Below are 18,480 nucleotides of genomic sequence, written 5' to 3'. Positions count from 1 at the left end.
TTATGATCAATTCGTGAGAAATTTGTGATATGTCAGGATGCGGACATTCTTTCCCCAGCTCAGCCTGACTAGCCACGCGGCCACAACAGCGAGTACGGCCACCTCCGCGCCCAGCAGCGCCCGCTCCACGAGCCCGATCATCACCCGGTCGCCGGGCAGCGCCACGTACGTGATCGCCAGGAGCCCCAGGCCGCCGGCGAGCGCCAGCCACTCGGTGATCCGCGCGATCGGCTTCCAGCGCGCGTCGGCCGCGAACCTCGGCACGAGCAACGCCGCCGCCGCGGGCAGGCTCACGAACGCGGCGATCGACACCAGGCGATGAATCTGCCCGGTCGTCGTGAGGTCCACCCCGATCGGCGTGGTCGGGACGGCCGCCGCCACGACCAGCGCCCCCGACCAGATGCCCAGCAACCACTGCGGCAGCCCCCGGATGGGCGCCCCCGCCGCCCGGAGCGCCACCAGCAACACGAACGACCCCAGTCCCAGGACGGCCATCCCCGCTTCCGTGACGCCCCCGCGGTCGGCCACGGCGTACTCGCTGACGGTCACGTTCACCGGGTCCAGGTACGGGTCGGGCACCAGTTGCCCCACCACCACGGCTGCCACGGAGAACGCGATCGCCAGGAAGGCGATGTGCGGGAAGAACCTCTTGACTGCGGCCATGGCCCCAGCCTGCCGCCCGGCGTGATCGGCGGGCATCGGGCCACATCCCTGAGGCGACCCTGATCCCGGTTCAGGGGACCTAGGGGTTCAGCCCCAGGTCGTAGGCGGCCCGGATGGCCAGCCACACCTCGGCGAAGGCGGCGCTGGAGGACAGATCCCGCCCGGTCAGCGCGGCGAACCTGCGCAGCCGGTAGGCCAGCGTGTTCGGATGGACGTGCAGCGCCTCGGCCGCCTCCTCGGTGCGCCGGTCACGCTCCATCCAGGTGCGCACGGAGGCCACCAGCCGCGAGCCGTGCGCCTTGTCGTAGGCCAGCGCCTCCCCCAGCACGTGCTCGACCAGCGCCGACAGCGTCCGGGGGTCGTCGGGCAGCCAGCGGCCCGTGGTGTCGGCGCCATAGTGCACCAGCGGCCGTCCCGACTCGGCCGAGCGGGCCGCCGCCCAGCCCGCCTCGCGCTGGGCCACCCGCGTGGACTCGCCCGGCGGGAAAGGCCGGGAGGCGCCCGCCGAGACGCCCGGCAGCGCGGCGACAGCCGTACACACCTCGGGGGCGCCGAGCACGTGGTGGTCGTCGCCGCGGCGCAGCAGCAGGTGGGGCAGCGCGTCCAGGGCGCGGTGCAGGGCCTCGTCCGGCACGCCGCGCACCACGAGCAGCACGACCTCGCCGGCCAGCCCCAGGCGGGCCAGGCGGCGCCGCGCGGTGGCCGGGTCGAGCACGTCCTGCAGCAGTTCGGCGAGGGTTTCCGCGCCTTCGCGGCGCAGCGTCTCGCGGTCGTGGCGGTCCATGGCCACCTGGAGCGCGGCGACCGTGGCGATGTGCTGGGCGACCGCCAGCCCGGCCGGCCGGGCGCCGTCGCGTTCGAAGGCCACGATGAACCCCGCGGGACCGCCCGGCGCGGGCACGGGCAGCACGAACCCGCCCGCGATCGTCGGCGGCGCGTCGGGCTCGGCGGGGATGACCGACAGGTCGGGCACGGGCACGCCCGTCAGCAGCGGGCGCCCCTGGGGCGTGCAGGCGTAGACGTCGTAGCCGGACAGCCGCTCCAGCCGCCGGAAGAGGGTGGCGGTGTCGAGGTCCTCCGCCGCCAGCCAGCGCAGCGCCCCGAACACCTGCAACTGGGCGCCGAGCCGCTGCCGCGCGTCCTCCTGCACGGCCGCCGCCACCTCCTGCGCGATGGCGATGAACGGCACGGCCAGCGGCACCTCCAGCACCGGCATGCCGCGTTCGGCCGCGGCCGCCGTGAACTCCGGGTGCAGCGGCGGCACGTGCAACTGCGCCGACAGGGCCAGCGCGGAGACGCCGGCGTCGTCCAGGCGTTCCAGGTAGGCCCGCTGCTCGGCGGCGCCACGCGGCACGCCGAGGCCGGTGGTCATGATGACCTCCGCCCCGAGCAGCCAGGGGGTCGGGTCGTCCAGTTCGCTGACGTGCGCCCACGACACCGAGCGCGACAGCCCCGTCTCCCCGGCCAGCACCCGCAGTTGCAACGCGGGCGAGCGGACCAGATCCTCGACCGAGACTTTTGTGGTCACCCACAAAGCATAAGCACTCTTTCCATGGCAGCCACAATTGCTTCTCGCGGGAACCGGCTTGCACACTCTCCGAATAAGACCTGCTACGGAAAGGATCTCCGCCCATGCCCCGGGGGCCGCTCGACTCCTCGAAGATCCCGCGTTTCGCCGGACCCGCCACCTTCGCCCGCCTGCCCCGCCTCGACGAGGTCGGCCGCGCGGACGTCGCCGTGGTGGGCGTGCCGTTCGACAGCGGGGTCTCCTACCGGCCCGGCGCCCGGTTCGGCCCCGCCGCGGTCCGCGAGGCGTCCCGGCTGCTGCGTCCCTACCACCCCGGCCTCGACGTCGCTCCCTTCGAGACCGTCCAGGTGGCCGACGCCGGGGACATCGCCTGCAACCCGTTCAACATCGACGAGGCGGTGGAGACCATCGCCGCCTCCGCCGCCGCCATCGACGCCCGCCTGGTGACCATCGGCGGCGACCACACCATCGCCCTGCCCCTGCTGCGCGCGGTCGCGGCCGAGCACGGCCCCGTCGCGCTGCTGCACTTCGACGCCCACCTCGACACCTGGGACACCTACTTCGGCGCCGAGTACACCCACGGCACCCCGTTCCGCCGGGCCGTCGAGGAAGGCATCGTCGACACCTCCGCCCTCAGCCACGTCGGCATCCGCGGCCCGCTGTACGGCAAGCGCGACCTGGAGGAGGATCGGCGGCTCGGCTTCGGCATCCTCACCTCCCGCGACGTCATGCGCAGGGGCGTGGACGAGGTGGTCGACGCCCTCCGCCAGCGGATCGGCGAGCGCCCGCTCTACATCTCGGTCGACATCGACGTGCTCGACCCCGCCCACGCCCCCGGCACCGGCACCCCGGAAGCGGGCGGCCTGACCAGCCGGGAACTGCTGGAGATCCTGCGCGGCCTGGCCGGCTGCCGGATCGTCGGCGCCGACGTGGTCGAGGTGGCCCCCGCCTACGACCACGCCGAGATCACCTCCATCGCCGCCTCCCACGTGGCCTACGACCTGGTCAGCCTGCTCGCCCTGGAGTCGCCTTGAGCACCATCACCGAGATCGAGACCTACGGCGTCGAACGCATCCCCGACGCCGACCGCACCGCCACGCCGTTCGACCTGTTCCGGCTGGCCTTCGGCGGCGCGAACACCTTCGCCACCTGTGTGCTGGGCGCCTTCCCGATCCTGTTCGGCCTGTCGTTCTGGCAGGGACTGACGGCGACCGTCCTCGGCCTGGTCGTGGGCGCCCTGATCCTCGCCCCGATGTCGTTGTTCGGCCCGCTGAACGGCACCAACAACGCGGTCTCCTCCAGCGCGCACCTCGGCGTGCACGGCCGCATCGTCGGCTCGTTCCTGTCGCTGCTCACGGCGATCGCCTTCTTCTCGATCTCCGTCTGGTCCTCGGGCGACGCGCTCGTCGGGGGCGCGCACCGCCTGGCCGGCCTGCCCGAGAGCGACCTCATGTACGGCCTCGCCTACGCGATCTTCGCCGCCCTGGTCCTCATCGTCTGCGTGTACGGCTTCCGCTTCATGTTGTTCGTCAACAAGATCGCGGTGGCCGCGGCGTCCCTGTTGTTCGTCGTCGGCGCCATCGCCTTCGCGGGCGACTTCGACCCCGGCTACGCGGGCAGCCTGGCTCCCGGGGATCCGCTGTTCTGGCCCTCGTTCATCGGCGCCGCCCTGATCGTGCTGTCGAACCCCGTGTCGTTCGGTGCCTTCCTGGGCGACTGGTCACGCTACATCCCGGCCACGGCGCCCAAGCGCCGGGTGATGGCCGCCGCCTTCCTGTCGCAGATCGCCACCATCCTGCCCTTCACCTTCGGCCTGGCCACCGCCTCGATCATCGCCGTGAAGGCGGCTCCCTACGTGGACCCCGCCGCCCCGAACTACGTCGGCGGCCTGCTGGCCATCTCGCCCGCCTGGTTCTTCGTCCCCGTCTGCCTCATCGCGCTGATCGGCGGCATGTCCACCGGCACCACCGCCCTGTACGGCACCGGCCTCGACTTCTCCAGCGTCTTCCCCCGGTTCTCCCGGGTCCAGGCGACGCTGTTCATCGGCATCCTGTCGATCGTCTTCATCTTCGTCGGCCGGTTCGCGGCCAACCTGACCGCCAGCATCTCGACCTTCGCGACGCTGATCATCACGTGCACCGCGCCCTGGATGGTGATCATGACGATCGGGTACGTCACCCGGCGCGGCTGGTACGACCCGGAGGCCCTCCAGGTCTTCAACCGCCGCCAGCGGGGCGGCCGCTACTGGTTCACCCATGGCTGGAACTGGCGGGCCATGACCGCCTGGCTGGTCTCGGCGCTGGTGGCCCTGCTGTCGGTCAACCTGCCCGGCCAGTTCGTGGGCCCGCTGGGCAGCATGGCCGGCGGGGTGGACATCTCCCTGCCCCTGGGGCTCGCCCTGGCGGCCCTGCTCTACCTCGCGCTGTTGTCGCTCTTCCCCGAGCCGCGCGAGGTCTTCGGCCCGGCCGGGCCACGCCTGGTCCGCGCCGCCGACACCCCCGTCCCGCCCATCGTCCCCGCAGCCCTTCACCGGGCTTGAAGCCCCTCCTGAAGCCCCCTCCTGAAGCCCCCTCCGATCGAGGGCCCGGCCCCGGTTGCCCCCTCAGCGCCGGTCGTCCGGGCCCTCGATGATGCTGTCCAGGGCCCGCTCGATGGCCTCGCCCACGGGCCGCAGCACGCTGCCGACCGCGCTGGCCAGCGGGGCCACGATCTCGGCGAGCTCGTCGAACAGGCCGGGCTCTTTGGTCTCCGGAGGCGCCCAGCGCATCGAGTCGGCGCTCGTCGCCTCCCAGTCGTCGATCACCCCGTCGATGGCGTCGACGATGTGTTCAGGATCGCTTGGCATGACCTTCTCCAAAGCGAGTCAGTCGGATATGCCCACGGTAACCCGGAATTTGGCAAGATCGCGGAAAGTGATGGCGGCGGAACCCGGGTGACGCTTCCGTCCTCTGGCAGCGTGGGGCGGGATGAACGGCGCGCGGGTCGAGGCGGTGGACCTGTCCCTCAAGGGGCCTCAAGGGTGGGTTTTCCGGGAAATTTCGGTTGAAGCCGATCCTGGGGAACTTGTCTGCCTTGCCGGGCCCTCCGGGAGCGGGCGCACCTCCCTCCTGCTCACCCTGGCCGGGCGGATGCGGCCACGGGAAGGCAGCGTCCGCATCGACGGGGAAACCCGGCCACGCCGCCTGCACACCCTGGCGGCCCTCGCCGTACTGCCTGGTGTCAACGACCTCGAGCCGCGGCTGACGATCAGTGAGCACGCCAGGGAGCGGCTGACCGGCCAGGGCTGGCTGCATCCCCGGACAAAACGGGCGCGGATCGAGGAGGCGCTCGCGGCGGTCGGGCTGGATCTCGAGCCGCGCACCCCCACGGACGCCCTGCACCCGGTCCAGCTCACGTTGTTCGGCGTCGCGCTGGCGCTGCTCGACCGGCCGCGCGTGATCATGGTGGACGACGTCGGCCGGGGCATCACCGCGGACCGGCTGGCCGAGGTCTGGGAACCGCTGCGCGCGCTGGACCACACCGTCATCGCCGCCTGCGTGGACCCGCCGCCGCACGCCCACCGGGTGGTGGACCTGCCGCTGGAGCGCGGGTGAGCCCGGCGCTGGACCTCGGCGGCTTCGAGCTGCGCCGGTTCACCCGCACGCCGCTGACCAGGGCGGCGGTGGTCACGATCGTGCTGCTGCCGCTGCTGTACTCGGGCCTGTACCTGTGGTCCTTCTGGAACCCGCAGGACAACATCGACCGCCTGCCCGTCGCCATGGTCATGCTCGACGAGGGGGCCGTGGCGGATGGCGAAGAGGTCCGCGCCGGCCAGGACCTCGCCGACGAGCTGGCGGACCGGCGCGTCTTCGACTGGCGTGCGGCCACCCCGGAACAGGCCGAGCGCGGGGTCAGGGACGGCACCTACTACGCCTCCCTCACCATCCCCGCCGACTTCAGCCGCCGCGTCTCCTCGCCCTCGGGCACGGGCGAGCCGGAGCCCGCCTACCTGGACGTCCACCTCGACCAGGCGCGCAGCTACCTGTTCGAGACCATCGCGAAGGCGGTCTTCAACGAGGTGCAGGCGTCGGTGAACCGCACCACGATCCAGCGCTACCTCGACAAGATCTTCCTGTCGTTCGGCAAGCTGCACGACTCGACCCAGGAGGCGGCCGACGGCGCGAACGAGCTGGCCGACGGCGCCGGCCGGGCCCGCTCGGGCGCCGGGGAGCTCACCGACGGCATCAGCTCGGCCCACGACGGCGCCGGCGCCCTCTCCCGGGGCCTGGGTACGGCCAGCCGAGGCGCCAGAACGCTGGCCGGCGGCCTCGACACGGCCAAGGACGGCACCGGCACCCTGGTCGACGGCGCCCTGAAGCTCAAGGCGGGCTCCGGCGAGCTGGTGAAGGGCCTGGGCACCGCCCAGCAGGGCACTCACAAGCTGGCCCGCGGCCTGCACGACGCCGGTCAGGGCGTCGCCAAGCTCGCCGCCGGGGCGGCCAAGCTGGAACGCGGCGCCGCCGAGCTGGCCAAGGGCAACGCCGAGGCGTACGGCCAGGTGCACCGCTACCGCGCCCTGGTGAACCGGACCGCCGACCAGGCCGGGCCCTTCCTGCGCCGGCACGCGGGCGACATCGGGCGTCTGGCCGAGTCCGTCACCGTGGCCGCCGCCTACCTGACCGACTGCCTGGAGAGCCTGCCAGAGGCGGTGCACGCGGCCAAGGTCAGAGCCGATCGGGCTTATGCCGCGTTGCAGGAGTACCTGGACACCCATCCCGACCTGGACCCCGAGCTCAGGGCCTTGCTCGCGGCCGCCGTGGACGCCGCCCAGCGCCTGGCCGAGCTGGCCGACGGGGCCGACGCCCTCCTCCGCGAGCACCTCGCCAGCCTGGAGGACGTCGCCGCCAGGGCCCGCCAGGCCGGCGCCCTGGCCCGCGCGCTGGCCGCCACCGCGCCCTCACTGGCCGACACGCTGGACCGGGCCCGCAACCAGTTCAACAAGCTCGACGACGGCCTCGGCAAACTCGCCGGCGGCGCGGCCAAACTGCACAAGGGCACCGGCGAGGCCGCGGCGGGCGTCGGCAAACTCACCCGGGGCATCGCCGAACTGGACACCGGCGCCGCGAAGCTGGACGCGGGCATGGCCGAACTCGTCACCGGCGCGACCCGGCTCGACACCGGCATCGGCACGCTGACCGGCGGCGCGACCAAACTGAACGCCGGGATGACCAAACTGGCCGGCGGCGCCGGCTCCCTGAACACGGGCCTGATCCGCCTGTCCTCCGGCGCCGGGCAGCTCGACACGGGCCTGGCCAGACTGTACGGCGGCGCCGGGGAGTTGACCGGCGGCCTGGACGAGCTCGACCGGGGCGCGGGCACGCTGGCCGACGGCCTCGGCGACGGCGCCGAGCAGATCCCGGACTACTCCGCCGGGGAACGGGACGCGCGCACCGCGATGATGAGCGACCCGGTCCGGATCAACACCCGCGTCGACGACCCGGTCCCGAACTACGGCACCGGCTTCGCCCCCTACTTCCTGCCGCTGGGCCTGTGGGTCGGCGCCCTGATCACCTACATGCTGCTGCGCCCCCTCAACCCGCGGGTCCTGGCCAGCGCGACGCCGAGCTGGCGGGCGGCGCTGGCGGGCTGGCTGCCGGCCACGGGCATCGGCGCCCTTCAGGTGGCCGCGCTCTGCGCGCTGCTCAAGTGGGGCCTCGGCATGCAGGCCCAGCATTGGCCGGCGCTGACCGCGTTCCTGGTGCTGACCTCGGCCGCCTTCATGGCGATCATCCAGGCGCTCAACGCCCTGCTGGGCGCGGTCGGCAAGGTCGTGGCGCTGGCCGCGCTGATGCTCCAGCTCACCTCGGCCGGCGGCACCTACCCGGTGGAGACCTCGGCGCCGTTCTTCCAGGCGATCTCCGCCTTCCTGCCGATGACCTGGGTGGTGGCGGCGTTGCGCCACCTGATCAGCGGCGGTTACCCGGTGCCGGTGTACCAGGCGGCGGGGGTGCTGGTGGTCTTCCTGCTCGGCGGCCTGGCGTTGTCCACGGTCGCGGCGCGGCTGGGCCGGATGTGGAACATCACCCGGCTGCACCCGGTCCTGTCGCTCTAGCTACACGGGGACGGAGACCCCGACGCCGCCACGCGTCCGCCCGCCGTACCGCTCGATGTCCTTGGCCAGGTCGAGCGGGCGGATCGAGGAGCGGCCGGCCCGCACGGCGTCGTCGATCAGGGTTGCGGGCAGCAGCCACGAGACCTCGAACTCCAGCCCGTCGGGGTCCTTGGCGTAGAGCGCCTTGGTGGTGGAGTGGTCGGAGGCGCCGACGAGCGCGCCGAGCTCGCCGAGCCTGGTGGCGATGCGCTGGAGCTCGTCGAGCGTGTCGACCTCCCAGGCGAGGTGGTACAGCCCCACGGAGGTACGGCCGGCCGTGGTGGGACCGGCCTGGGAGCCGAGCTGGAAGAGTCCGAGGTCGTGGTCGTTGCTGGACCCGGCGGCCTGGAGGAAGGCGGCTCCCGGCATCTCCATGACCACCCGGAATCCCAGCGCCTCGCGATAGAAGTCGACGCTGCGCGCCACGTCGCGAACGTAGAGGACCGCGTGGTTGAGCCGCTGGACCGGCATGTTGATCCCTCCAAGGAAATTTGAACTTTCAAGAAACATACTCCGGCTTGCATGAGAGTTCAACTAAACTGAGCGTTATGACCCGATGGCTGGACGACGACGAACAACGCATCTGGCGCAACTTCCTGGCCATGACCCAGCTGGTCAACGAACGCCTGGACCGCCAGTTGCAACGCGACTCCGGCATGCCGCACACGTACTACATGATCTTGGTAGCGCTGTCGGAGGCCGACGACCGCGCCATGCGCATGACCGACCTGGCCCGTCGCGCCCAGTCATCCCAGAGCCGCCTGTCGCACGCGGTCGCCCGCCTGGAGGAACGCGGCTGGGTCCGCCGCACCCGCTGCGCCGACGACCGCCGCGGCAACACCGCCGTGCTGACCGACGACGGCTTCGCCGCCCTGGCCGCCGCCGCCCACGGCCACGTCGAAGAGGTCCGCCAGGCCCTCTTCGACGCCCTCACCGCCGAACAGCTCAAAGCCCTCGACGACATCAGTACGGCGGTGCGGGGCCAAACTGTCGGTGGCTCGTCGTAGCGTGACCCGGGGAGCATCATCGACGAGGAGACGGGGGTCGCATGCACGACACGGACAAGGCGCTGTTCCAGGCCGTTCACGGCATCGCGGGGAGCCTGGCCGGCCAGCCGGTGCCGGTGGTGATGGACGCGCTCCTGCGCCATCTGCCCAAGGCGCCGGGCATGGAGGTCTCGGAGATCCGCCGCATCGCCGAGGAGATCAGCGTGGGCCGCGATCCGTCCGGTCTCTGAGGCAGCCCTGGAGGGATCTCGGCGGCGTGCGGCATGCTTGGAGGCATGCCACATGATCAGGTAACCGCCGAGGTCCGATCGCTGATCAACGGATATGACCCGGAAGGTCTGCTCGGCATGGGGGCGCCCGAGGACGAGTACGAGTCCGAAGTGGGTGATCTCGCAGCCCTCGTGCACGCCGGACAGGAAATCACCGCCGCCGCGGTCAGCTCCGTCTGGAACCGCTGGTTCAACGTCTCCCCCAACTGGACCACCCGCCACCCCTCGCAGGTCGGCGAGGTCGCCGCCGCCCTGGACCGGCTCCGCGCCGGACGCTGACCCTTTCCGCCGAACGCTGCCCCCCACCGGACGCTGCCCCCACCGGACGCTGCCCCCACCGGACGCTGCCCCCACCGGCCGCTGTCCCTTCCGCCGACCCAGCCCTTGGGTCTGGCCCCACTCCGGCTTCCGCTCCGGCCTCCGCGACCCCGGCTCAGACCCCCGCGACCAGCTCCGCGAACTCCTCCGGTGACACGATCCGCACCCCGAGCGACTCCGCCTTGGCCCGCTTGGACCCCGCCTTCTCCCCCGCCACCAGCAGCGAGGTCTTGGCCGACACGCTGGAGGACGCCTTGCCCCCGGCCCGTTCGATCAGTTCGTTCATCTCGTTGCGTGACAGCGACTCCAGCTTGCCCGACATCGCGCCGGTCACCACCACGCTCATCCCCGACAGCGGCAACGCCTGCGACGGCTCCTCCTCCGTGGCAGCGGTGACCCCGGGTTCGGTCATGTTCACCCCGGCCTGGACCAGTTTGTCGATCAGGGGTGCCAGCTCGGCGAGTTCGGCCACGATGACCGGCGACTTCTCCGGGCCGATGCCGTCCACCTGCTGGATCGCCTCGGCGTCGGCGGCACGGATGGCGTCCATGGAGGCGAAGTGCCGGGCGATGCGGCGGCTCATCGAGCGGCCGGTGCCGCGCACGCCCAGCGCGCAGAACACGCGGCTCAGCGGCCGGGTCTTGGCCTGCTCCAGAGCGGCCAGCAGCTTGTCGGTGGAGACCTCGCCCATGCGCTCCAGGCCCAGGATCTGCTCGCGGGTCAGGAAGAACAGGTCGGCGAAGTCGGTGATGAGCCCGGCGTCGAGCAGCTGCTGGATGCGGGTGTCGGCCAGGGTTTCGATGTCGAGCTGGTCGCGCCCGGCGGCGTACTGGATGGAGGCGATCGCGCGGCAGGCGCGGCCCCGGACGCAGCGCCAGCGCTCCTGGCTGGCGTCGATGGCGTCGCCGCAGGACGGGCAGACGTCGGGGATGGCGATGGGCGTCTCGTCGCCGGTGCGCAGATGGACCACCGGGGCCTCCACGCGCGGGATGACGTCGCCCGCCTTGTAGACGACGACCGAGTCGCCGAGCATCAGGCCGCGCCGGGCGATGTCGGCGGCGTTGTGGAGGGTGGCGTAGGTGACGATCGAGCCGTCCAGCTCGACCGGCTCCAGCACGGCGCGGGGCGCGATGATGCCGGTGCGGCCGGTGTTCCACTCCACGGCCAGCAGCTTGGTGATCTTCTCGGTGGCGGGCAGCTTGTAGGCCGTCGCCCAGCGGGGCGCGCGGGAGCTGAACCCGGCGTCGGCCTGGTCGGCGGCCAGGTCGCACTTGACCACGATGCCGTCGATGCCGAACGGCAGCTCGGGCCGGGCCGCGGCGATCTGGCCGACCCGCTCCTGGACCTCCTCGACGGTGTGGGCCACGATGCCCGCGACCGCGGTGACCGCCGTGGTCTGCACGCCCTGACCGGCCACCCATTCCATGACCTGGCTGTGGGGCAGCTCGCGCAGCCGCGTGGCCAGCTCGGTGGTGTCGTCGGGGGTGGGCAGCGCGGCGTAGCCGAAGAAGGTCAGCTCGCAGACGTAGGGGCGGTCCTGGGCGCGCAGGGTGCCCGCGGCGGCGCTGCGCGGGTTGGCGAAGGTGGTGCCGTCGTGCGCCTGGCGCTTGGCGCACGCCTGCTCGAACTGGGCGGCGGTCATCATGACCTCGCCGCGCAGCTCGACCGTCACCGGGTCGGTCAGCCTGGCGGGCAGGCCGACGATGGTGCCGATGGCGTGGCTGACGTCTTCGCCGGCCGTGCCGTCACCCCGGGTGATCAACTGCACCAGGCGGCCACGCCGGTAGCGGGCGGCGATGGCCAGGCCGTCGAGCTTGGGCTCCACGCTCCACTCCGTCACCGGGCGGCCGATGCGACGCTCCACCGAGGCGGCCCACTCGGCCAGTTGCTCGGGGCCGAAGACGTTGTCGAGGCTGAGCATGGGCACCAGGTGCGGGACGTCGCCGACCACCGCGCCGCCAGCGACCTTGCCCGTGGGCGAGTCGGGCAGCACCTCCCCGGGGTGGTCGTCCTCATAGGCGGCGATGCCGCGCACGAGCCGGTCGTAGGCGTCGTCGTCGAGCGTGGAGGTGCCGTCGGCGTAGTACGCGGCGGCGGCGTCGACCGCCAGCTGGACGGCTTCCGCGTAGGCGGCGTGGTCGGCCGGGACGGTCATGGGAGGTGCGTCGCTCATAGGGTCATCATGCCTGGTGCCACTGACATTTCCCGGCCGTCAGACCCGGCGCTCGACGTGCAGGAGGTACTCCTTCCTGTGCAGTGGATTGTGGTCGGTCCTGGCCCGCTCGGGCGGCGTGCCGGTGACCGGCTGATAGCGGGCGAACGCGCTCTCCAGCACGCCCTCGCCACGGGTCAGCGCCGGCAGGAGCTGCTGCAGCTCGTGCACCGCGGCCGCGGGGATCTCTCCCTCGATCACGCCGTCCGCCTGCGTCCTGGGTACGGCTCGCAGCCGCGCCAGCAGGGGCAGGACCGGCCCGAGCGCGTCGGGCGGGATCTCCAGCCAGAAGCGGTGCAACGGCTCGCACACCCGGGTCCCGGCCTGGGCCAGCGCGCTCATCAGCACCAGCGGCGTCAGGTAGCGGAAGTCGTAGCCCGTGCTCGACATGCTCTTGTCGAAGATCGCGTGGGCGTGGCTCTGCCGCGGCGAGTATCCCGAATGCGTCATCGTGACCACGCAGTCGACGACCTGCCACCCGCGCAGCCCCTGCCGCAGCGTCTCGTGCACGGTGTCCTCGACCGCCTTGAAGAACGCGTACGGCATGGCCCCCAGCGAGACCCCGAGCCGGAACTCCACCCCGCTGTCCTCGGGCGCCGGATCCACCCGCAGCCCGACCGTGGCCAGGAACGGGTTGGGATCCTTGCCGTTGAACTCGACCGCCCGCCCGGTGCCGATCGGGCGTTCCACGTGGATGGTGGTGGTCTCCTCGAAGGTGACCTCCAGCCCGAAGTCGCCGGCCAGGGTGGCCTGAATGACCTCCTTCTGCACCTCGCCGTAGAGCGAGAGGTAGATCTCCTGGCGCAGGTCGTCCTGGCGCAGGTTGATCAGCGGATCCTGCTCGGCGAGCTGCGCCAGCGCCGCGCGGAGCGCGCCCTTGGCGGACGGGCGGGCCGGGACCACGACCGTCTCCAGCGTGGGCGGGGCGAAGTGGCGCCCGTTCGCGCCGGGGTCGTCGGGGCCGATACGGTCGCCGATCTTGAACCCGTCCAGGCCCCACAGCTTCCCGATCTGCCCGGCGCGCACCTCCTTCGCCGGTACGGCGGCGCCGCTGTCGAACACGCGCACGGCGGTGACCTTCTGCTCGGCGAGCTTGTCCCGGGTGCGGACGGTCCCGGAGAACAGGCGGGCATAGGCGATCTTCTCCCCGGCCGGCCCGCGTTCGACCTTGAACACGGTGCCGGAGACCGGGGCGTCGGCCGCGCCTGTAGCCGGTGGGAGCAGTTCGCGGATGCCGTCGGCCAGCTCGGGGACGCCGGCGCCGGTAATGGCCGAGCCGAAGAAGACCGGGTGCACGAGCGCCCGGCCGGTCTGCCCGGCCAGCTCGCGGCGGAGCCGGGACTCCGGGATCCGGTCGGCCACGTAGGCGGCCAGCAGGTCGTCGTCGTTGTCGGCCAGCACGTCGGCGCCGCCGTACACACGCTGGACGCTCGCCCTCGGGGTGCCGAGGTCGCGGACGGTGGCCAGCGGGATCGCGGCGGGGGTGAGGCGGGCGGCGATCTGGGCCAGGACGCCGTCGTAGGTGGCGCCGCGGCGGTCGATCTTGTTGACGAACAGGAGCGTGGGGATGCGCAGGCGCTGGAGGGTGCGCATGAGCACGCGGGTCTGGGCCTGCACGCCCTCGACGGCCGAGATGACCAGGACGGCGCCGTCGAGCACGCTGAGGACGCGTTCCACCTCGGCGATGAAGTCGGGGTGGCCCGGGGTGTCGATCAGGTTGACGGTGGTGTCGCCGATCGCGAAGGAGACGACGGCGGACTTGATCGTGATGCCGCGGCGTCGTTCGAGCTCGAGCGAGTCGGTCTGGGTGTTGCCGTCGTCGACGCTGCCGATTTCGTCGATGACCCCGGCGGCGTGGAGGAGCCGCTCGGTGAGGCTGGTCTTACCGGCGTCTACATGCGCCAAGATCCCCAAGTTCAGCATTCTCACGTAGCGTCATGTCCCTAGAAGAGGTGATTTTTACCTTTTGCGGAAACATGAACGCTCGGCGCATTTCGGGGCTCCTTTGGTTGGCGGCCGTCCACGAGTAGAGCAGACGGCCGCCCGGGGGCTCAACGCAATTAACCGCCCGCCCGCATGCCGTCCAGGGCCTTGGCCAGGTCACGCGCGGACAGCCAGAGCTTGTACATGATCGCCACCTCGAACACCAGCAGCATCCCCGCCGCCGCGAGCGTGACCGGCGCCACCAGGCCCAGGAGCGGACCCACGATGAACACCGCCATCTGGAACTCGATGCCGCTCACCAGATGCGTGCGCACCCGGTGCTCGCGCAGCCAGTCGCGGACGGCCACCAGGAGAAGTGGGTCCGGAATCCGCGCTGCAGGTCGACCAGTTCCTCCGGCTCCAGGTCGTGCTCCTCCCCGGCCGCCTCGTCGATCTGCCGCCGCATCTGGCGGCGGACTTTGGCCACCTGGAAGGCATCGACGTATCGCAACATGTCCAGAAAAACCACGACGATGCCGAGAATGAGGAAGAAGTCGTGACCGGTCAGCCGGTACTGCCCCCACATGAGCGCGACCGCGCAGGCCAGCACCCGGATCCGGTCGAAGACGTAGTCCAGCCAGCCGCCGAAGACCGTTCCCGTGCCCTTCAGCCGGGCGATCTTGCCGTCCACGCAGTCCAGGACGAAGCTCAGGTGATACAGCACCGCCCCCGCCACCAGCTCGCCCATCAGGAAACAGGCGGCCGACCCCAGCCCGAGCACGAACGCCGCCCAGGTCACCTGGTTCGGCGTGATCGAGGTACGGCCGGCCGCCACCACCAGCCGCCCGGCCACCGGATCGACCAGGAACACCGTCCACCAGGCGTCACGCGGTTTGTACGTGAGCCGCTTGACCTCATCCAGCGTGAATGCCATCGCCTGCCCGCGCCCCCTCCAGGTCGGGTTCCTCATCCGTCCAGCCGATCTGCTGATAGGCGGTGAAGGTGCTCACCTCCACGCTCCGGCCGTCGGCCAGCCGCCCGACGCCCTTGGTCTCGTTCGCCAGCGGGAAGCCGCTGTCCGGATCGATCACGAACCGGCCGTTGCCCACCTGGCCCTCCGGCTTGTTGACCTGGTAACTGAGCCCCTGTCCGGTACGGCCCAGCGGATCGGTCACCTCGCCCTCCGCCGTCATGCCCGGCAGCGAGGCCATCACCTGATAGGCCGAGGCACGCACCTCCGCCGAGACCGGCAGCCCGGAAAGGATCTCCATGCAGCCCTTGCGCAGCCGCGAGACCCGTTCCCTGTCGCTCACGTCGCCGATCTTGTGCTCCAGATAGGAACGCAGCGCCGCCGCGCCCGCCGGGATGCGATCCACCTCCTCCCAGTTGACCGGCCCCTTCGGCGGGCCGCCGACCCTGGCGCCCGCCGCCGACTGCACGGTCTCGCCCGCGCCGATGAAGCCCATGCCCGTCACGTCGGCCGGGTAGCGCCAGCTCACCGGCTCACCCGCCATCTGCCAGGCCAGCTTGTCCGCCTCCGCCGCCGGACGGGCGCCGAGATACTGGTTGAACGACCAGCCTCGCTTGTCCGGCGACCTGCTCAGCCAGGTCTCGCTGGCCGAGTCGCGGCGCAGCACGTACCCGCGATCCGGGCTGACGATCAACTTGCCGGTGACCGTACGCGCGCGCCAGTAGTCACCCGCCGACGGCGTGCGCGCCATCGCGGTCGCGGCGGCCAGCAGGATCTGCCGGGCGGTCGGCGCGTTGGAGGCGGTCGCGGCCGGATCCGGGGAGAGCACCAGGGAGCCCGAGGGCGTGAGAACCGCGACCCCGAGCGCCGTGGCCAGCGTGGCGGCCACCAGCCCGTAGCGGAACGGCGCCGTCCAGCCACCCGGACGGTGCTTGCGAGGCGGCCTGCCCCAGGCGGCCGCCAGCAGGCGGGCCCGGCCCCCGTCGGTGACCTCACGGCTCGGGCCCGGCGTGGAGAGCAGATCGCGCACCGCGGTCAGATCATCATCCATCGGACCCTCCGATCATGGGATTGCTCCCGCCCAGCGCCGCGCGCAGCTTCTTGCGGGCCCGGTTGAGGCGGGATCCGACTGTGCCGAAAGGGATGTCGAGCACCTGGGCGACCTCCTCATAGCTGAGATCGGCCAGCGCGATCAGCAGCAGGACGTCGCGGTCGCCCTCGGACAGCCGCTCCAGAGCCGACGCGAGCCGCCCCTGTGCGCTCGCGGCGGTCACGCGCGCCGTCACCCTGTCCTCGTGGCCGTGATCGGCCCGGTCGTCGACGGGAGTCCGCTGGAAGGCGGCTAACCTGCGCGTCTCGCTGCGGCGATGCTGCGCCACCAGGTTGGTGGCGATGCCGTACAACCAGGGACGCACGGCGCCGCGGCCGGGATCGAACGTGCGCCGCTTCCTGAAGGCGACGAGGAACGTCTCGGCGGCGAGGTCGTCGGCGGCCTGGGTGCCGAGGCGGCCGGCGAGATAGCGGTGGATCTCGTCGAAGTACCGGTCGTAGAGCACCGCGAACACGTCCGGGAGCCGCAGCGACTGCTCGACGAGTGTCGCGTCGCCGACGGTCACGGGCACGTCCGGGGGAGCGGCCATTCGCATGGTGTCCCTTCTGTGGGTTACACCTGTTTATCCGCCGCTGCCCCGGATCGCCTTCACGCTTTTTTCTCCGGTGGTTTATGAGTGCCGGGCGGCGTTGGCGTGGATCGCGTCCCGGATGTACGCCGTCAGGCCCTCGGCCAGCGGCTCGTAGTTGGCCGAGAACCGCGGGTCGGCCACGTACATGTCACCCAGCCCGCGGTGAATCTCGAAGCTGCAGTCATAACACCACCGCGTGATGTGCTGCCGATGCTCCTCCGCCAGATCCATGGCACGCACGCCGTCAGCGGGGGCGCCCTCGCGGAACGCCGCCGCCAGCGCCTCCGCCACCGCCTTGCCCTCTTCGGCGAAGCGCACCCAGTCGGCCTTCGTCATCCCGGCCATACGCTGGTTGGCCTGCTTGAACGCCTCGGTGCCGCCCCAGCGCTCCTCCGCCTCCTCCGCGTGGTCCTCGGGCCGGAAATCCCCGAACACCTCGAACCTCTCCTCGGGCGTCAGATTGATGCCCATCGTCCGTGCCTCCATCTCCTTCTCGATCGCGACCGTCATCATCCTGAGCCGGTCGATCCGCTGGATGAGCATCTGGTGCTGACGGCGCAGATGCGTCATCGCGTCCGCCCCCGGCTCATCGAGGATCACCGCGATCTCCTCCAGGGGAAAGCCGAGCTCGCGGTAGAACAGGACCTGCTGGAGCCGGTCCATGTCGGCCTCGGTGTACCGCCGATAGCCGGCCGACGTCCGCTCACCCGGGCAGAGCAGCCCGATCTCGTCATAGTGGTGCAACGTCCGCACCGTGACTCCGGCGAACCTCGCCACCTGACCAACCGAGTAGCTCATGCCTGCAGTTTGCGGCCTCCCGTTACGTGAGGGTCAAACGTCGTCGCCGTCGCGCAGGGAATGGATCATGCTCCGCAGGATCCGGAACGCCTGCGACTGCTCGGTCTCCGTCATGCCGGCCAGCATTCTGACCTCGACGGACCGGACCGCCACGGTCGCCTTCGCCAGGCTCCGCCGGCCGCGCGGCGTGAGCCGCGTGGGCAGCGCCTTCCCGACGGGCGCCGTCGCTGGCCTGGTCACGTAGCCGTCTCGTTCCAGGGCCTGGAGCAGCACGTTCATCGTCTGCCTGGTCACGAACGCGCCGCGCGCGAGCTCGGAGTTCGACAGACCCGGCCGTTGAGCCAGCAGCTCGAGGCAGGAGTAGTGCGTCACGCTCATCCCGAGTGGCCGCAGCACCTCCTCCATGGCTACGCGCAGGGCGCTCGACGCCTCTTTCAGCAGGTAGCCCAGTGACGTGTCCAGGTCGACGCCGTTTTGACTCATGTCAGAAGTCTGACATACATTGACCTGTGTCAGAAAGCTGACACGAAGATAAGGAGCATCACCATGCCCGCCACCGGCCCCGACTTCATCTCGCTCCAGGTGCGCGACCTCACCGCTTCGCAGGCGTTCTACGAGCAGTACCTCGGCCTCGTCCGCTCACAGGCCGGCCCCCCGCACGCCGTCGTCTTCGAGACGAAGCCGATCGCGTTCGCACTCCGCGACGTCATTCCCGGCACCGACCTCGCATCCGTCGCTCAGCCCGGCCTCGGTGTCGCGATCTGGCTCCACGCCACCGACGTCCAGGCCATCCACGACGCCCTGGTCGCCGACGGTCACACCATCGTCTCCGCACCGATCGACGGCCCCTTCGGCCGGACCTTCGCCTTCGCCGACCCCGACGGCTACCACGTCACTCTCCACGACCGCGCCTGACAGGCCGAGACCGCCGCCGCTCCGCTGTTGTGACGTGCGCCTTTCACCGCGACTCGAAGCCATGT

General features: G+C 71.3%; 20 protein-coding genes. 8 read left to right on the top strand and 12 right to left on the bottom strand.

The window, feature by feature from the left end; genetic code table 11:
• Window positions 1-6: 6 nt before the first annotated feature.
• Window positions 7-663 carry a DUF998 domain-containing protein gene (locus FVE25_RS20255; protein WP_157248576.1) on the bottom strand — a complete coding sequence of 219 codons (657 nt, stop codon included), beginning with the start codon at window positions 661-663 and terminating at the stop codon, window positions 7-9.
• Window positions 664-742: 79 nt separating this feature from the next.
• Window positions 743-2,191 carry a PucR family transcriptional regulator gene (locus FVE25_RS20250; RefSeq protein ID WP_157248575.1) on the bottom strand — a complete coding sequence of 483 codons (1,449 nt, stop codon included), beginning with the start codon at window positions 2,189-2,191 and terminating at the stop codon, window positions 743-745.
• A gap of 104 nt (window positions 2,192-2,295) precedes the next feature.
• Between FVE25_RS20250 and speB the strand changes: the two genes are divergently transcribed.
• Together speB and FVE25_RS20240 are read left to right on the top strand one after the other, a co-directional pair.
• Window positions 2,296-3,225 carry an agmatinase gene (gene speB, locus FVE25_RS20245; RefSeq protein WP_157248574.1) on the top strand — a complete coding sequence of 310 codons (930 nt, stop codon included), beginning with the start codon at window positions 2,296-2,298 and terminating at the stop codon, window positions 3,223-3,225.
• A complete protein-coding gene (locus FVE25_RS20240; protein WP_157248573.1) occupies window positions 3,222-4,730 on the top strand; it encodes a purine-cytosine permease family protein in 1,509 nt (502 codons plus the stop codon). The genes speB and FVE25_RS20240 overlap by 4 nt, the downstream gene beginning before the upstream one ends.
• 63 nt (window positions 4,731-4,793) lie before the next feature.
• On the opposite strand, the gene FVE25_RS20235 is transcribed toward FVE25_RS20240, so the two are convergent.
• Window positions 4,794-5,036 (bottom strand): hypothetical protein, encoded by a 243-nt coding sequence (locus tag FVE25_RS20235; protein ID WP_157248572.1) that lies wholly within the window; start codon window positions 5,034-5,036, stop codon window positions 4,794-4,796.
• A 121-nt stretch (window positions 5,037-5,157) separates the two neighbouring features.
• Between FVE25_RS20235 and FVE25_RS20230 the strand changes: the two genes are divergently transcribed.
• Together FVE25_RS20230 and FVE25_RS20225 are read left to right on the top strand one after the other, a co-directional pair.
• Window positions 5,158-5,784: an ATP-binding cassette domain-containing protein gene (locus FVE25_RS20230; protein ID WP_157248571.1), complete on the top strand. Its 627-nt coding sequence runs from the start codon at window positions 5,158-5,160 to the stop codon at window positions 5,782-5,784.
• The gene (locus tag FVE25_RS20225) at window positions 5,781-8,282 is read left to right on the top strand and encodes a YhgE/Pip domain-containing protein (protein ID WP_157248570.1); all 2,502 of its coding nucleotides are present in this window, start codon (window positions 5,781-5,783) and stop codon (window positions 8,280-8,282) included. The genes FVE25_RS20230 and FVE25_RS20225 overlap by 4 nt, the downstream gene beginning before the upstream one ends.
• On the opposite strand, the gene FVE25_RS20220 is transcribed toward FVE25_RS20225, so the two are convergent.
• Complete coding sequence (locus FVE25_RS20220) at window positions 8,283-8,792, bottom strand: VOC family protein (protein ID WP_157248569.1); 510 nt, start codon at window positions 8,790-8,792, stop codon at window positions 8,283-8,285.
• Between the two features lie 77 nt (window positions 8,793-8,869).
• On the opposite strand from FVE25_RS20220, the gene FVE25_RS20215 reads away from it, so the two are divergent.
• Genes FVE25_RS20215 through FVE25_RS20205 form a run of 3 tightly spaced genes read left to right on the top strand, consistent with a single transcriptional unit; the run spans window position 8,870 to window position 9,876 of the window.
• A complete protein-coding gene (locus FVE25_RS20215) occupies window positions 8,870-9,328 on the top strand; it encodes a MarR family winged helix-turn-helix transcriptional regulator (protein WP_157248568.1) in 459 nt (152 codons plus the stop codon).
• A gap of 41 nt (window positions 9,329-9,369) precedes the next feature.
• A complete protein-coding gene (locus FVE25_RS20210) occupies window positions 9,370-9,558 on the top strand; it encodes a hypothetical protein (protein ID WP_157248567.1) in 189 nt (62 codons plus the stop codon).
• Between the two features lie 45 nt (window positions 9,559-9,603).
• Entirely contained in the window at window positions 9,604-9,876 is a 273-nt protein-coding gene (locus FVE25_RS20205) for a hypothetical protein (protein WP_157248566.1), read from the top strand.
• A 154-nt stretch (window positions 9,877-10,030) separates the two neighbouring features.
• Here the strand turns inward: FVE25_RS20205 and ligA are convergent, their stop codons facing one another.
• The 8 genes from ligA to FVE25_RS20170 all read right to left on the bottom strand — a co-directional run bounded on the left by ligA (window position 10,031) and on the right by FVE25_RS20170 (window position 17,983).
• Window positions 10,031-12,088 carry an NAD-dependent DNA ligase LigA gene (gene ligA, locus FVE25_RS20200; protein WP_157248565.1) on the bottom strand — a complete coding sequence of 686 codons (2,058 nt, stop codon included), beginning with the start codon at window positions 12,086-12,088 and terminating at the stop codon, window positions 10,031-10,033.
• Window positions 12,089-12,127: 39 nt separating this feature from the next.
• Window positions 12,128-14,050: an elongation factor G gene (locus FVE25_RS20195; protein WP_219825577.1), complete on the bottom strand. Its 1,923-nt coding sequence runs from the start codon at window positions 14,048-14,050 to the stop codon at window positions 12,128-12,130.
• A 137-nt stretch (window positions 14,051-14,187) separates the two neighbouring features.
• Entirely contained in the window at window positions 14,188-14,418 is a 231-nt protein-coding gene (locus FVE25_RS56840) for a hypothetical protein (RefSeq protein ID WP_343046150.1), read from the bottom strand.
• Window positions 14,367-14,984 (bottom strand): CDP-alcohol phosphatidyltransferase family protein, encoded by a 618-nt coding sequence (locus FVE25_RS20190; protein ID WP_343046149.1) that lies wholly within the window; start codon window positions 14,982-14,984, stop codon window positions 14,367-14,369. Before FVE25_RS20190 ends, FVE25_RS56840 begins: the two co-directional genes overlap by 52 nt.
• The gene (locus FVE25_RS20185) at window positions 14,965-16,071 is read right to left on the bottom strand and encodes a CU044_5270 family protein (protein WP_157248563.1); all 1,107 of its coding nucleotides are present in this window, start codon (window positions 16,069-16,071) and stop codon (window positions 14,965-14,967) included. Before FVE25_RS20185 ends, FVE25_RS20190 begins: the two co-directional genes overlap by 20 nt.
• On the bottom strand, window positions 16,064-16,660 hold the full coding sequence (locus FVE25_RS20180; protein ID WP_157248562.1) for an RNA polymerase sigma factor: 597 nt from the start codon (window positions 16,658-16,660) through the stop codon (window positions 16,064-16,066). Before FVE25_RS20180 ends, FVE25_RS20185 begins: the two co-directional genes overlap by 8 nt.
• An 81-nt stretch (window positions 16,661-16,741) precedes the next feature.
• The gene (locus FVE25_RS20175; protein WP_157248561.1) at window positions 16,742-17,500 is read right to left on the bottom strand and encodes a MerR family transcriptional regulator; all 759 of its coding nucleotides are present in this window, start codon (window positions 17,498-17,500) and stop codon (window positions 16,742-16,744) included.
• Between the two features lie 33 nt (window positions 17,501-17,533).
• Window positions 17,534-17,983, bottom strand: a complete 450-nt coding sequence (locus FVE25_RS20170; RefSeq protein WP_157248560.1) for a MarR family winged helix-turn-helix transcriptional regulator — start codon at window positions 17,981-17,983, stop codon at window positions 17,534-17,536.
• Window positions 17,984-18,046: 63 nt separating this feature from the next.
• Between FVE25_RS20170 and FVE25_RS20165 the strand changes: the two genes are divergently transcribed.
• On the top strand, window positions 18,047-18,415 hold the full coding sequence (locus FVE25_RS20165) for a VOC family protein (RefSeq protein WP_157248559.1): 369 nt from the start codon (window positions 18,047-18,049) through the stop codon (window positions 18,413-18,415).
• Window positions 18,416-18,480: the final 65 nt, after the last annotated feature.

This window comes from Nonomuraea typhae, from assembly GCF_009760925.1.
Classification (GTDB): domain Bacteria; phylum Actinomycetota; class Actinomycetes; order Streptosporangiales; family Streptosporangiaceae; genus Nonomuraea; species Nonomuraea typhae.
Note: the sequence above shows the minus strand (reverse complement) of the source record. Positions and strands in the feature narration are given on the sequence as shown.

Excerpts from the sequence above, each read along its gene's own strand:
- FVE25_RS20255 (WP_157248576.1), bottom strand. The coding sequence starts at position 663 with ATGGCCGCAGTCAAGAGGTTCTTCCCGCACATCGCCTTCCTGGCGATC.
- FVE25_RS20220 (WP_157248569.1), bottom strand. The coding sequence starts at position 8,792 with ATGCCGGTCCAGCGGCTCAACCACGCGGTCCTCTACGTTCGCGACGTG.
- FVE25_RS20180 (WP_157248562.1), bottom strand. The coding sequence starts at position 16,660 with ATGGCCGCTCCCCCGGACGTGCCCGTGACCGTCGGCGACGCGACACTC.
- FVE25_RS20205 (WP_157248566.1), top strand. The coding sequence starts at position 9,604 with ATGCCACATGATCAGGTAACCGCCGAGGTCCGATCGCTGATCAACGGA.
- FVE25_RS20175 (WP_157248561.1), bottom strand. The coding sequence starts at position 17,500 with ATGAGCTACTCGGTTGGTCAGGTGGCGAGGTTCGCCGGAGTCACGGTG.
- ligA (WP_157248565.1), bottom strand. The coding sequence starts at position 12,088 with ATGAGCGACGCACCTCCCATGACCGTCCCGGCCGACCACGCCGCCTAC.
- FVE25_RS20210 (WP_157248567.1), top strand. The coding sequence starts at position 9,370 with ATGCACGACACGGACAAGGCGCTGTTCCAGGCCGTTCACGGCATCGCG.
- FVE25_RS20165 (WP_157248559.1), top strand. The coding sequence starts at position 18,047 with ATGCCCGCCACCGGCCCCGACTTCATCTCGCTCCAGGTGCGCGACCTC.
- speB (WP_157248574.1), top strand. The coding sequence starts at position 2,296 with ATGCCCCGGGGGCCGCTCGACTCCTCGAAGATCCCGCGTTTCGCCGGA.
- FVE25_RS20170 (WP_157248560.1), bottom strand. The coding sequence starts at position 17,983 with ATGAGTCAAAACGGCGTCGACCTGGACACGTCACTGGGCTACCTGCTG.
- FVE25_RS20215 (WP_157248568.1), top strand. The coding sequence starts at position 8,870 with ATGACCCGATGGCTGGACGACGACGAACAACGCATCTGGCGCAACTTC.
- FVE25_RS20235 (WP_157248572.1), bottom strand. The coding sequence starts at position 5,036 with ATGCCAAGCGATCCTGAACACATCGTCGACGCCATCGACGGGGTGATC.
- FVE25_RS20230 (WP_157248571.1), top strand. The coding sequence starts at position 5,158 with ATGAACGGCGCGCGGGTCGAGGCGGTGGACCTGTCCCTCAAGGGGCCT.
- FVE25_RS20190 (WP_343046149.1), bottom strand. The coding sequence starts at position 14,984 with ATGGCATTCACGCTGGATGAGGTCAAGCGGCTCACGTACAAACCGCGT.
- FVE25_RS20195 (WP_219825577.1), bottom strand. The coding sequence starts at position 14,050 with ATGCTGAACTTGGGGATCTTGGCGCATGTAGACGCCGGTAAGACCAGC.
- FVE25_RS20185 (WP_157248563.1), bottom strand. The coding sequence starts at position 16,071 with ATGGATGATGATCTGACCGCGGTGCGCGATCTGCTCTCCACGCCGGGC.